Source organism: Streptomyces sp. MMS24-W38, from assembly GCF_059889265.1.
Window position 1 is genome coordinate 1122956 of the sequence record NZ_JCBCPP010000001.1, and the last position, 12936, is coordinate 1135891.

The window sequence follows — 12936 nt, forward strand, 5'->3', positions numbered from 1 at the left end:
CAGGGGACCCTGCTCTGCCTGGCCGCGCCGGGATCCGGCGCCGTCGGTCAGAGCCAGGGACCCAGAGTGGGTGCCGGGCCGCCCTCGGGGGCGGTGAGGGCGTGCCTGCGCCCGGTGAGGTAGGCCGTGATCTCGGCGAGCGGGCCGGTGAGCACGGTCGGCTCGCCGTCGCCGGGGAGTTCCCGGACCTCTCCGGTGTCGGTCTCCGTCAGGCGCAGCGCCGGGCCGGGGGCCTTGGCTCGCTTGGCGATGACGTCGTCGCAGAGCGCGGCGAGGAAGTCGGCCGGCAGGTCGGCGAAGGTGATGCCGGTGTCCAGGTCGACGGCGTGGACGCACACCTCGCGGGAGCGCATCCAGGGCAGTTCGGTGGCGGGCACCGTACGGCCCTGTGCCGTCACGACCGGGTTCTGCCACTGGCCGTCACTGAGCCCCGCCGTCGACGCGGCGAGGTCGGCGGCGGACCGGCGCAGCCATCCGGTGAGTTCGGCGGCGGGCATCCCGACGCCGCGCTCGATGCCGGCGGCCCGCTCCTCGGGGGACGCGTACATCGGGGTCTCTTCGCCGGTGGCGGCCCAGTGCACGAGGTTGCCGAGGGCGTCCGCGTTGGCGGCGACGTGGGCGACCAGTTGCCTGCGCCGCCAGCCGGGCAGGCCGCTGGGCTCGTCGTAGGCCGTGTCGTCGAAGCCGGCGGTGGCCTCGAGCACCAGGTTCGTGCCGAGCTCCGCCCAGCGGCGGGCGTCGTCGAACGTGCGGGACATCAGGCCTGCTTCTCCTCGACGACCTTGTTCTCCAGCCGGCCGATGCCCTGGACCTCGGTGACCACGGTCTCGCCGCCGAGCAGGTAGCGGGCGGGCTTGCGGGCGTGGCCGACGCCGCCGGGGGTGCCGGTGGCGATGATGTCGCCGGGGTTGAGGCGGATGATCGTGGAGACGTACTCGACCAGGGCGACCGGGTCGAAGAGCAGGTCACCGGTGTTGTCGGACTGCATGACCTCGCCGTCCACGGTGAGCTTGACGTCGAGCGCGGGGCGGACGCCGCCGGGCAGCTCGTCGGGGGTCACCAGGTACGGGCCGACGGGGGTGGTGGAGTCCCAGGTCTTGCCCTGGAGCCACTCGCGGGTGCGGAACTGCCAGTCACGCGTGGTGATGTCGTTCAGCACGGTGAAGCCGGCGATGGCCTGCTCGGCCTGCTCGCCCTTGGCGCGGCGGACCTGCTTGCCGACGACGACGGCGAGCTCGACCTCCCAGTCGAACTGGTCGGTCTCCTCGGGGCGGACGATGTCGTCGCCCGCGCCGATCAGGGAGTCGGCGAACTTCGCGAACAGGGTGGGGTGTTCGGGCAGGTCCCGGCCCATCTCCTGAATGTGGTTGCGGTAGTTGAGGCCGACGCACACGACCTTGGAGGGCTGCGGGACCACGGGGGCGAGGTCGGCGCCCTCGGCGGGGTAGGTCGTCGCGCCGGCGGCGGGGGCGGCGGCGCGCTCGGCCCAGTCGTCCTGCGCGAGCAGGGTGCCCACATCGGGGAACCCGAGGTCGACCAGGACGTCACCGTCGAGCCGGACGGCCTTGGTGGTGCCGTCGGTACGGAGGGTGGCGAGCTTCATGAGCGGGTGGTTCCTTCCACGTGGGTGCGGTCGAGCCGGAGGGCTTCGAAGATCGGGGAGTCGCTGAACCGGAACAGGTCCAGGGCGCCCGAGTCGGAGTCGGTGGCACCGGCCTCGGAGCGTACGGAGAGCGGCTGCCAGGACGGGACGACGAACAGGTCGCCGCGCGTCACGGACCAGGACACGTCGCCGACGGTGACGGTGCCGGAGCCGTCGAAGACCTGGTAGACGGACGAGCCGGTCTCGCGCACCGGGGCGGTCTCGGCGCCGCGGGTCACACGGTGCACCTCGGCGCGGATGGTGGGCAGCACGTCGGCGCCGGTCGACGGGTCGGTGAACCGGACGGCGGCGTGGCCGGGCTCGACCGTGCCGTCGAACCCTTCCTTCTCCAGGGCGAGCTGGTCGGTGAGCGCCCGGTCGGTGTGCTCCCAGCGGTACGCCAGCAGGGGCGTGCCGGGGGCGGCCGAGCCGGCGGCGACCGGGCGCAGTCCCGGGTGGCCCCACAGGCGCTCGGAGCGGGACCGGTCCGGGGTGATCCGCTCGGCGTCGCTGATCTCGTCGCGGCCGAACTCGAAGAACTGGGACTCGCTGGTGTACTGGAACGGGATGTCCAGACCGTCGATCCAGGCCATCGGCTCGGTGGTGGCGTTGTGGTGGGCGTGCATGTTCCACCCGGCCTGCGGGAGGAAGTCGCCGCGCCGCATGGCCACCGGGTCGCGGCCGACGACCGTCCACACGCCCTCGCCCTCGACGACGAAGCGGAAGGCGTGCTGGGTGTGACGGTGCTCGGGGGCGTCCTCGCCGGGCATCAGGTACTGGATGGCCGCCCACAGGGTGGGCGTGGCGAAGGGGCGGCCGCCGAGGGCGGGGTTGGCCAGTGCGATGGCGCGCCGCTCGCCGCCCCGGCCGACCGGGACGATCTCACCGGCCTGGGCGGCCAGTTCCCGCAGCCGCTCCCAGCGCCACAGGTGCGGTACGGCGCGGGAGCGCGGGTGAGCCGGCATGAGGTCACCGATCTCGGTCCACAGCGGGACGAGCAGTTCGCTTTCGAAGCCCCGGTACAGCTCCTCGAGCGCCGGGGTGACGTCGGGCTGGTCCGCGGCGCTGACGGCGCTCAGGCGGACGGGGGAGCCCGTGGCAGGGGGGGTGCTGAAGGAGGTGGTCACAGATGTCACTCTCCTCCACGTCCACAGAACGGACGTGTAAATTCTGGAGAGCAGAACACTGACGACATTCGGAACAGGCCGCACCGGGAGGTTCGCCGTGGACAAGCCGCTCAAGACGCCGCCGCCGTACGCCATCGCCAGCGTCGACCACGCGCTGCGGGCCGCGACGATGCTCCAGCTGGAGGGCTCGCTGACCGTCACGCAGGTCGCCGAGCGGCTCGGGGTGGCCCGGTCGACCGCGCACCGGCTGCTGGCCATGCTGGTCTACCGGGACTTCGCGGTCCGGGACGAGAACCGGGTCTACCACGTGGGTCCGGTGCTGGAGCTGGCGACGCACTCGCGTTCCCTGGTGTCCCGGCTCCGCACTGCGGCCCTGCCCCACCTGCGCCGGGTGGTGGACCTGCTGAACGAGACCACGAACCTCACCATCCGCACGGGGGACACGGCCCGGTTCATCGCCAGCGTGGAGTGCGACCGGGCGCTGCGGGTCGGGTCCCGGGAGGGGATGGTCTTCCCGGCCCACCGGACGACGGGCGGCCTGCTGCTGCTCGCGGAACTGAGCGAGGAGGAGCTGGCGGAGGTGTACGCGGCCGAGCACTACCGCGACCGGCTCCAGGAGCGCCCGGATCTCGGCTCCTTGTCCGCGGAGCTGAAGGACATCGCCCGCGGTGGCTTCGCCGTGAACCGGGGCCGCTCCGAGCGGGGCCTGGTGGCCGTCGGGGTCCCGGTCCGTGACGCCGGGGGCACGGTCCAGGCAGGTCTGTCGATCTCCCTGCCGGGCACCCGCTACGACCCCCTCAACCTGCAGTTCCTGGTCGGCACCCTGCAGGCGGCGGCCCGGGCCCTGAGCGCGGACCTGGCCGGGACGGCCTGAGAGCCCGGCGGCTCCTCCCCGCCCCGCGGTCAGTCGTGCCGCGCTTCCGGTACGTCCGGGGCGCCGGTGCTCAGCAGGCCGGTCCAGCTCTCGGCCAGGACGTCGACCACGGACGCGCGGTCGGCGCCCCAGTGGCCGGGGGTCCAGGTGCGGGCCACGTGGTCGAGCTGGGCCATCGCGAGCACACCGCGCAGGTGGCGGCTCTCGGGAGGGAAGCGGTCGGCCTGGTCGAGGCCCTCCTCGATGTCGCTGACGGCCTCCTCCAGCCACGCGTTCACCAGGCCGCGCAGTTCCGGATCGACCGCCGCCGCCTCGAAGGCGGCCACCGTGTAGGGGCGGATCGACTCCCAGCGGCCGGAGATGCCGTACAGCCACTCGGTGATCGCCGCGCGGCTGCCGTCGTGGACGACCTCGACCAGGCGCCGGGCGGTCGAGCCGTGGACGGGTGAGTCGATGCGTTCGAGCTTCTCGTTCAGCTCGCCGATGAGTGCCCGCATCAGGTCGCTGCGGGACGGGAAGTACGCGTAGAACGTCACCCGGGTGGTGCCCGCCGCGGCGGCGATGTCGTCCACGGTGGTGGCGGCGTAGCCCTTGGTGCGGAACAGCTCCAGCGCCGAGTCCAGCAGGAGCTTGCGGGTCATCTGCTTCTGCGCCTCGCGCAGCCCGGCCATCTCAGCGCCCCCGCTTCCTGGCGTCGGACGGCTTGGGGGACGGTTCGGCCGTGGGGGCGGTCATGGCGCTCATCCTATCGCCGGTCTCCCGTTCGACGGCGCCCGCCTTACTTCACGATCGTTTATCGTACGCACCATACATTTCCTTGACGTGACGTAAAGCTAGTGCCATTCTCGCCGTCACCGCGCTTCGTTCGCCACCTCCCGGAAGCCCGGTCTGCGTCCCTCCCCCCACTCCACACCACGTCACCACGTGGTCCGACGGGTCGCGCCCACCCCGTCACACCCACCGGAACCGGCCACAAGGGCCGGGCCGTCTCACCATCCCAGTCAGGGAGACTGCAGTGACGCTCAACAACGGGACGACGACGTCCCCCGGCCCTTCCGCGGGGGCCGCCCGGAAGCCGGGCTACGCGGGCACGCTCGCCGCCGCGAGCGCCGCGGTGTTCGTGGCCCAGTTGGCCAACGCCCTGCCGGCCTCGCTCAACGGACTCTTCCAGCAGGATCTCGGCACGCACGGGTCCCAGCTGACCTGGATCACGGCGTCCTTCATGATCGCCGTGGTCGTCTTCGAGTTCACCTTCGGTGTCCTCGGCGACCTGTTCGGACGCCGCAGGCTCATCGCCTCGGGTGCGGCGCTCGTCGTCGCCGGAAGCATCGTCTCGGCCGTCTCGCCCACCGTGCAGTGGCTGTGGGTCGGCGCCGCGCTGAACGGTCTCGGTGCCGGCGCCATGTTCCCCGGCTCGCTCACCATGATCGCGGACGTCGCCCGCAGCGCCCTGGAGCGGGCCCGCGCCATCGCGCTGTGGAGCGGCTTCCTGTCGGCCGGTGCGGCGCTCTCCCCCCTGATCGGCGGGGCGTTCGCCAAGGTCGGGTCGTGGCGGGGCTCGTTCCTGGTCCTCGTCGCGCTGGCCTTCGTCAGCATGGTGCTCTCGCTGGCCCTGGCCACCGAGTCGAAGGCCGCCGAGGGACGCCGGCTCGACGTCCCGGGCCAGATCACCTTCGCGATCGGTCTCATCCTGGTGCTGTACGCGGCCGTGGAGGGACCCGAGAAGGGCTGGGGCGCGCCGGACATCGTGGGCGCGTTCGCCGTCGGCGCGGGCTTCCTGATCGCCTTCCTGCTGATCGAGCGCCGTGCCGAGTCCCCGATCCTCAACCTCTCCCTGTTCAAGGACCGCGCCTTCGCGGTGGGGTCGGTCGTGGCGGTCATCGGCATGATCGCCTTCCTCGGCGCGTGCTTCGCGACGAGCATGTGGCTCGGCCCCGTGCAGCACCAGGACCCGCTGCGCGTCGCCCTCCCCTTCCTGCTGCTCCAGGGACCGGCGTTCGTCCTGATCCCGGTCGTCTCCCGGCTGCTCCACCGGGTCTCCCCGAACTGGCTGCTGACCTCCGGCTTCAGCCTGATGGCCGTCGGGTCGTTCCTGTGCGCCCGACTGGACGTCACCGACCGGAGCCTGACCCCGTTCGTCGTGCCCACCCTGCTCATCGGTATCGGCTTCGCACTGGCCGTCAGCTCGATCACGGCCGTCGCGCTGAACAGCGTGCCGGGCCGGCTGGCCGGCATGGCGAGCGCCACCACCAACATGCTGCGCGACCTCGGCTTCGCCCTGGGCCCGGTGGTCGTCGGCGCGGTCGCCCTCAGCCACGCGGGCGAGACCTTCGCCTCGAAGCTGGCCGGCGCGAACCTGCCGCCCGACCAGCTGGGCGCCGCCACGGAGATCGGCCGGGCCGCCGGACCGATCGCCGTCAACAGCCTGCCGCCGGACGCCCCCGGAGCGGCCGCGCAGGGCATCGCCCTCGACGCGCTGGGCAGCGGGTTCGGCCTCGCCTACACCGTGTGCGGGGTCGCCGCCGCGGTGGCCGCGGCCGTGACCGTGATCGGCATGGCCGGCATCCGCGCCCCCCGCATCCTGGACACGGAGCACACGGAACACACAGCCGAGCAGGACCCGTCGGACCGGCCCCAGGCCCCGACCACCGCTCCGGCGCAGTAGACCGCCGCACCGGCGGGGTCCGTGTCGTTGCCCCCGCGGACGCGGACCGGGTTCCCTGTGTGCCATGGCTGATGAAGCGCACACGGAGGATCCGGTCCTCGCCGTCGGGACGCAGGGCGAGTGGGAGAAGTGGCTGGAGGAGCACCACGACGAACTGCCCGGGGTCTGGCTGCGGATCCCGCGGAAGGACTCCGGACTGCCCGGCCCCGACTACGCCGCCGCCCTGGAGTCGGCGCTGTGCTACGGCTGGATCGACGGGCACAAGAAGAAGCTGGACGACACCCACTGGCTCCAGCGGTTCACTCCCCGGCGGCCACGCAGTAAATGGTCCAGGATCAACCGGCAGAAGGCCACCGCGCTCATCGAGGCCGGCCGGATGCGGGAGCCCGGACTGCGCGAGGTGGAGCGGGCCCGGGCCGACGGCCGCTGGGAGGCGGCGTACGCGAGCCAGAGCACCGCGACCGTCCCCGACGACCTGCGGGCCGCGCTGGACGCGGTCCCGGCGGCCCGCGACTTCTTCGGCACCCTCGACAGCCGCAACCGGTACGCGATCCTCTACCGCGTGCAGGACGCCAAGCGCCCGCAGACCAGGGCGGCCCGTATCGAGAAGTTCGTCGCCATGCTCGCCGAGGGGGAGAAGCTCCATCCGTGACGATGTGACGCCGTGACCACGTGACGGTCTGCCAGGAACCCGCTCCCGGCACCCGGAGAGGCGGCCCGGGCACCGGGGCCCGGACCGCCTCTCCGGGTCAGCCCGCGACGATCGCCTCCGCCGCCGCCACACCGCAGACGCGGGCCGCGCCGTGCGTGGCGATGTGCGGGGTGCCGCGCGGCGCGGACTGCGGGACGCCCATCTCCACGACGACGGTGTCCGGCGCGGCGGCGAGCAGGGTGTCCAGGGCGGTGCGCATCCACGGGTGCCGGTGCTCGTCGCGGACCACGGCGACCACCCGCCGGCCGGCCGCGGCCTCGAGCACCCGCGCACCGGCGTCGGTGCCGGTGAAGTGGCCGGTGATGGTGCCGGGCAGCAGCCGCTCCAGCTCCGCTCCGACGCCCCAGGGCGTCTCGTCGCCGACGGCGATGTTGGCCTCGGGGCTGAAGGTGGCCACGTACACGGGTGCGGTGACCGGTGCGGAGGGCCCGGTGCGGGTGACGGCCACCGCGCGGCGGGCCGCCGCGAGGCCGATCTCCGGATCCGGTGCGACCGCCGGTGCCGGGGACCGGCGCGCTTCTGCGCCCCAGCGGGCCAGCGCGCGGCCCCGCTCCGCCGCGTCGGCCAGGCGTTCCTCGGGCAACTCGCCCGAGCGGACGGCTTCGACCAGGGTGTCGCACAGCCGCCGTACGGTCTCCTCGTCGGCCAGACCGCCGCCCACACAGATCGCGTCGGCGCCGGCCGCGAGGGCCAGCACACTGCCGCGTTCGATGCCGTAGCGGCCGGCGATGGCCTGCATCTCCATGCCGTCGGTGACGATCAGACCGTCGTAGCCCAGTTCGCCGCGCAGCAGGTCGGTCAGTGTCCGCCGGGACAACGTCGCCGGATGGTCCGGGTCCAGCGCGGGAACCAGGAGGTGCGCGCTCATCACGGCGCGCGAGCCGGCCGCGATGGCCGCGCGGAACGGCGCCAGTTCGCGTTCGGCCAGCACGGCGGCGTCCGCGTCGATGCGCGGCAGGGCGAGGTGGGAGTCGACGGCCGTGTCACCGTGCCCCGGGAAGTGCTTGGTGCACGCCGCCACGCCCGCCGACTGAAGGCCGGCGACGTAGGCGGCCGTGTGCCGGGCGACCAGGCCGGTGTCGGCGCCGAAGGAGCGCACGCCGATGACCGGGTTGTCCGGGTTGGAGTTGACGTCGGCGGAGGGAGCCCAGTTGAAGTTCACCCCGCAGGCCGCGAGCCGGCGGCCCAGCTCCGCGGCCACCGCCCTGGTCAGGTCGGTGTCGTCCACCACGCCCAGGGCGTGGTTGCCGGGGAAGGAGGAGCCGGTGCGCACCTCCAGACGGGTGACGTCACCGCCCTCCTCGTCGATCGCGACGAGCACGTCCGGGTGTTCGGCGCGCAGTTGTCCGGTCAGGGCGGCCAGTTGCTCGGGCGAGGCGATGTTGCGCCCGAAGAGGCCGACGGAGGTGAGGCCCTCGCAGAGGCGGCGCAGCACCCAGTCGGGCGCGGTGGTGCCGGCGAAGCCCGGTTGCAGGACGGCCAGGGCGTCCCGGGTGAGGGTGTCGGTGCCGGTGGTGAATGTCGTCATCGGGTGGCGTTATCCCTTCACGGCGCCCGCGGTGAGGCCGCTGACGGCCTTGCGTTGCAGGTAGACGAAGAGGATCAGGATCGGGACGGCGAAGAGTGACGAGGCGGCCATGGTCGCGCCCCAGTCGTCGCCGAACTGGGTCTGGAAGCTGGACAGCCACAGCGGCAGGGTCTGGGCTTCGGCGTCCTTGTTGAGCACCAGGACCAGCGCGAACTCGTTCCAGGCGGTGATGAAGCCGAACAGCGAGGTGGCCATCAGGCCCGGGGCGAGCAGCGGCAGGATGACCCGGCGGAACGCCTGGGCACGGGTGCAGCCGTCGACCATCGCCGACTCCTCCAGCTCCTTCGGCACGGCGGCGACGAAGCCGCGCAGCGTCAGGATGGTGAAGGGCAGGATCATCATCGTGTAGAAGAGGGTGAGCGGCACGAGGCTGTTCAGCATCGAGGCGTCCCGCACGATCATGTAGATCGCGATGATCATGACTTCCCAGGGCGCCATCTGGGCCAGCATGAAGCCGATGATGAAGCCGCGCCGCCCCCTGAACCGCATCCGCGCCAGGGCGAAGGAGCCGGCCAGCGCGATGACCAGCGAGAAGACGACGGCCAGGACGGTGACGGTCAGCGAGTTGCGGACGTACGTCCAGAAGTGGTCGACGCCGGTCGCGGTCCTGAAGTGCTCGAAGGTGACGTCGGTCGGGAACCAGACCGGGTTCTCCGAGATGATGTCGCCGGTCGGCTTGAAGGCCGTGGCGAACATCCAGTACACGGGGAAGACGCAGCCGACGAACAGGACGACGGCCGTGGCGTTGGGCCAGACCCGGGCAAAGAGCGAGCGTTTCACAGCCCGGCCTCCTCTTCGTTCTCCTGCTTGAGCACGATCCTGAGGTAGTAGGCGGTCAGGCCGAGCAGGATCAGGATGGTCAGGACCGCGATCGCCGCGCCCATGCCGTAGTGCTGGTTGCCCATGCCCTCGACGTAGGCGTAGACGGGCAGGATCTCGGTGAGCCGGTCGGGGCCGCCGCTGTTGAAGAGATAGACCTGGACGAACGCCTTGAAGACCCAGATGATCTCCAGGAAGGTCGTCGCGTAGAGGAACGGCCGCAGGAACGGCAGGGTGACCGCGGTGAAGCTGCGCCAGGCGCCGGCGCCGTCGAGGGACGCGGCCTCGTAGAGCTCGTTCGGGATGGTGGTGGTCGCCGCGTACAGGTTGATCGCGACGAACGGGACGGACATCCACACGATCAGCACAGTGACGACGAAGAACGTCGACATCTGGCTGCTGGTCCAGCTGTAGTCGGCCATGGAGTGCCAGCCGAGTTCGTCCAGGACCCAGTTGACGACGCCGAAGCGCTGGGCGAACAGCCACTGGTAGACGGTGGTGGCCACCACGATGGGCATGGCCCAGGCCAGTACCAGGCCGAGCAGCAGGGTGACCCGCATCCGCCTGCCGAGGCGGGCGAGCAGCAGGCCGACCAGGGTGCCCAGGACCATGATCAGGACGACGTTGACCGCCGTGAACAGGACCGAGCGGAGGGTGACCCGCCAGAAGTCCCCACTGGTGAGGGTCTCCTTGTAGTTGTCGACGCCGTTCCACTCGGTGACGCGCTGGATCAGCTGCCCCATGTTGAGGTTCTGGAACGACAGCAGCACGTCCTTCAGCAGCGGCCAGCCGAGCAGCAGCACGGTGGCCGCGCAGGCGGGCAGCAGCAACAGGTACGGGGCGAGCGCGCCGGCTCGCGAGGGGGGCCTGCCGGGTGCCGCCCCGTCGTCCGCCTTGCGGAGGTCCGCCGGGCCGGAGGGCGGCCGTTCGGTCTGCACGGTCATGCTCGCGATCTCTCTTCTCGACGTACCCGGACGCGGTGCGGGGGCCGTCGAGTGGCCGGCCCCCGCTCCGGTCGGAGCGCGTGCGCTTCTACTGCTGCTGCGCCAGGCGCTTGTTGAACTCGCCCTCGACCTGCTGGGCCGCCTCGGCCGGGGACTTGCCCCTCAGGACGGCGGTCAGGTACGTCTTGATCGGGTTGGGCGCGTTCTCGACCGCGGCCCACTCCGGGATCAGCGGCGTGGTGCCGCCGACGGCGGCGGCCGGCGCGGCGGCCTCGGCGGGGGCGTTGCCCTCGAGGTTGCCCTGCAGCGACTCCTTGTTGGGGATGACGCCGTTGAGCTTGGCCAGCTGCCCCTCGAACTTGTCGGACAGGGCGATCCTCAGGAACTCCTGGGCGAGGTCCTGCTTCTTGCTGCCCGCGGCGACGGCGAGGTTGGAGCCGCCGAGGAAGACGCCCTCGGGCTTGTCGGCCGTGGCACCCGGGATGGTGAAGTAGCCGATGTCCTGTTCGATCTTCGGGTTGGCCTCGATGGCGATGCCGGCTTCCCAGCCCATGCCGATGAAGGCGCCGACGTTGCCCTTGGCGAAGACCTGGCCCTGCTGCGGGGTGGCCTCGTCCTTGTCCTTGGGCGCCTTCGACAGGGCCTGGAACTTCTTGTAGGTCTCCGCGGCGGCGGCGACCTTCGGGTCACCGAGGTTGGAGACGTGCTTGTCGCCGTCCTTCTTGACGAGCTCGCCGCCCTCGCCGATCACCAGGCCGACGAAGTGGTACCAGTTCTGGCCCGGCAGGTAGATCGGTTCGGCGTCGGTCTTGTCACCGATGGTCTTGAGTGCGTCGTAGAACTCGTCGCGGGTCTTGGGGGTGTCCTTGAGGCCCGCGTCCGCCCAGACCTTCTTGTTGTAGAGGACGACGCGGTTGGCGAAGTACCACGGTGCCGCGTACTGCTTGCCGTCGTAGATCGACGACTCGTTGAGGGACTCGGTCCAGTCGGCGCCGATCTCGGACTTGAGGTCGGCGAGGTCGGCGAGGCCGCCGGTCTTGGCGTAGGCCGGGGTCTGGGTGTTGCCGATCTCGAAGACGTCGGGCGGGTTCTCCTCGGACAGGGAGGTGGTCAGCTTCTGCTGGATGCCGTTCCACTGCTGGACCTCGAACTTGACCTTCGCCTTGGTCTTCGCCTCGAACTCCGTGGTCAGGTCCTTCTGCCACTGGTCCGGCGAGGAGCCGTCCATCACCCACACGGTGAGCGTCTGGCCCTCGTACCCGTTCGCCCCGGTGCTCTTGCCGTCACCGTCGTCTCCCCCGCACGCGGCGACGGAGAACAACATGCCCGCGACCCCGATCGCGGCTATCAGCTTGCGCTTCACGCGCCACCCCTCCTCAGGAACGCCTTCCACACCCACGCCTTCGACGGTGACCCTCGCAACGGCGCGACACTCGGCGGGCTGGGACCCGGCTTCCTCTAAATGGTTTAGACCAGCAGGGGGAGCTTGGCCTAGACCTATGACCCTGTCAAGGGTCGCGCCGCCAATCGCCCTGACCGCTTCCAGCACCCCCGCACGGACCTGCAACTCCTCCCGAACTCCCCCAAACAGAGACGTGTCGAAGGTTGGACTAGACCAAAGAGGGGCGTGCGGTTATAACGGGACCGCCGGGTGTGCGGCGCCGAACCCGGCCGCCCGCCGACGTGCACCGCGGTCGGCGCCTGCCGCCCGCGCGCCGGACACCGCAGCCGGAAGGCAGGTCATGAGCACCGACCTCAGCAGCGCCCAGACCGTCATGGGGACACCGGACCGCACCGACCGCGTGCCGAAGTACTACCGCGTCAAGCAACGGTTACTGCGGATGACCGAGGCGCGCGCGCCGGGATCGCCGCTGCCGGCCGAGCGCTTCCTCGCCCTCGAGTTCCGCACCTCCCGCACCACCGTGCGCAAGGCGCTGCAGGAGCTGGTGAGCGAGGGGCGACTGGTCCGCATCCAGGGCAAGGGCACCTTCGTCGCCCGCCCCAAGATCTACCGGACCCTCCAACTGACCTCGTACACCGAGGACATGCGCAACCAGGGGCTCACCGCCGCCTCCCGGGTCCTGAACATCGACCACATCGCGGCCGGCGAGGAGCTGGCGGCCCTGCTCGGGGTGGAACGGGGTGAGCGCGTGCTGCGCGTGGAGCGGTTGCGGCTGGCCGGGGGCGAGCCCATGGCGATCGAGGCGACCCATCTGTCCGCGCGCCGCTTCCCCGGCCTGCGCCGGAACCTGGCCCGCCGCACCTCGCTCTACGCGACGCTCACCGAGGTGTACGGGGTACGCCTGGCGGAGGCCGACGAGACCATCGAGACCTCCCCCGCCACACCGCGGGAGGCCGGCCTGCTCCACACCGACGTGGGCCTGCCGATGCTGCTGCTGTCCCGCCACTCACGGGACGAGCGGGGCACACCGGTCGAGTGGGTCCGCGCGGTGTACCGCGGCTCGCGCTACCGGTTCACGGCGACCCTGACACCGCCGACGCCTCCGACGCCGTGAGCCGATCCGATCGGGCCCGTGCGGCACAGTGGTCAGGACTGTGCCGCAC

12 protein-coding genes are annotated in these 12936 nt (G+C 71.5%); 4 read left to right on the forward strand and 8 right to left on the reverse strand.

The window, feature by feature from the left end:
- Nucleotides 1–47: 47 nt before the first annotated feature.
- Genes AC6F7H_RS03930 through AC6F7H_RS03940 form a run of 3 tightly spaced genes read right to left on the reverse strand, consistent with a single transcriptional unit; the run spans nt 48 to nt 2769 of the window.
- Nucleotides 48–758, reverse strand: coding sequence for a maleylpyruvate isomerase family mycothiol-dependent enzyme (locus tag AC6F7H_RS03930; RefSeq protein ID WP_500755222.1), 711 nt, complete (start codon nt 756–758; stop codon nt 48–50).
- Nucleotides 758–1603, reverse strand: a complete 846-nt coding sequence (locus AC6F7H_RS03935) for a fumarylacetoacetate hydrolase family protein (protein WP_500755223.1) — start codon at nt 1601–1603, stop codon at nt 758–760. Before AC6F7H_RS03935 ends, AC6F7H_RS03930 begins: the two co-directional genes overlap by 1 nt.
- Nucleotides 1600–2769: a cupin domain-containing protein gene (locus AC6F7H_RS03940; protein WP_500755225.1), complete on the reverse strand. Its 1170-nt coding sequence runs from the start codon at nt 2767–2769 to the stop codon at nt 1600–1602. The genes AC6F7H_RS03935 and AC6F7H_RS03940 overlap by 4 nt, the downstream gene beginning before the upstream one ends.
- 97 nt (nt 2770–2866) lie before the next feature.
- Between AC6F7H_RS03940 and AC6F7H_RS03945 the strand changes: the two genes are divergently transcribed.
- A complete protein-coding gene (locus AC6F7H_RS03945; RefSeq protein WP_500755226.1) occupies nt 2867–3643 on the forward strand; it encodes an IclR family transcriptional regulator in 777 nt (258 codons plus the stop codon).
- 29 nt (nt 3644–3672) lie between these two features.
- Here the strand turns inward: AC6F7H_RS03945 and AC6F7H_RS03950 are convergent, their stop codons facing one another.
- Complete coding sequence (locus AC6F7H_RS03950) at nt 3673–4314, reverse strand: TetR/AcrR family transcriptional regulator (protein WP_500755228.1); 642 nt, start codon at nt 4312–4314, stop codon at nt 3673–3675.
- Nucleotides 4315–4658: 344 nt separating this feature from the next.
- On the opposite strand from AC6F7H_RS03950, the gene AC6F7H_RS03955 reads away from it, so the two are divergent.
- Entirely contained in the window at nt 4659–6308 is a 1650-nt protein-coding gene (locus AC6F7H_RS03955; protein WP_500755229.1) for an MFS transporter, read from the forward strand.
- 64 nt (nt 6309–6372) lie between these two features.
- Nucleotides 6373–6960 carry a YdeI/OmpD-associated family protein gene (locus tag AC6F7H_RS03960; RefSeq protein ID WP_500755230.1) on the forward strand — a complete coding sequence of 196 codons (588 nt, stop codon included), beginning with the start codon at nt 6373–6375 and terminating at the stop codon, nt 6958–6960.
- 97 nt (nt 6961–7057) lie between these two features.
- Here the strand turns inward: AC6F7H_RS03960 and AC6F7H_RS03965 are convergent, their stop codons facing one another.
- The 4 genes from AC6F7H_RS03965 to AC6F7H_RS03980 all read right to left on the reverse strand — a co-directional run bounded on the left by AC6F7H_RS03965 (nt 7058) and on the right by AC6F7H_RS03980 (nt 11734).
- Nucleotides 7058–8548: a glycoside hydrolase family 3 protein gene (locus tag AC6F7H_RS03965; RefSeq protein ID WP_500755231.1), complete on the reverse strand. Its 1491-nt coding sequence runs from the start codon at nt 8546–8548 to the stop codon at nt 7058–7060.
- Between the two features lie 9 nt (nt 8549–8557).
- A complete protein-coding gene (locus tag AC6F7H_RS03970) occupies nt 8558–9388 on the reverse strand; it encodes a carbohydrate ABC transporter permease (protein ID WP_500755233.1) in 831 nt (276 codons plus the stop codon).
- Entirely contained in the window at nt 9385–10371 is a 987-nt protein-coding gene (locus AC6F7H_RS03975; protein ID WP_500755234.1) for a carbohydrate ABC transporter permease, read from the reverse strand. The genes AC6F7H_RS03970 and AC6F7H_RS03975 overlap by 4 nt, the downstream gene beginning before the upstream one ends.
- A gap of 88 nt (nt 10372–10459) precedes the next feature.
- A complete protein-coding gene (locus AC6F7H_RS03980; protein WP_500755235.1) occupies nt 10460–11734 on the reverse strand; it encodes an extracellular solute-binding protein in 1275 nt (424 codons plus the stop codon).
- 379 nt (nt 11735–12113) lie between these two features.
- On the opposite strand from AC6F7H_RS03980, the gene AC6F7H_RS03985 reads away from it, so the two are divergent.
- A complete protein-coding gene (locus AC6F7H_RS03985) occupies nt 12114–12887 on the forward strand; it encodes a GntR family transcriptional regulator (protein WP_500755236.1) in 774 nt (257 codons plus the stop codon).
- Nucleotides 12888–12936: the final 49 nt, after the last annotated feature.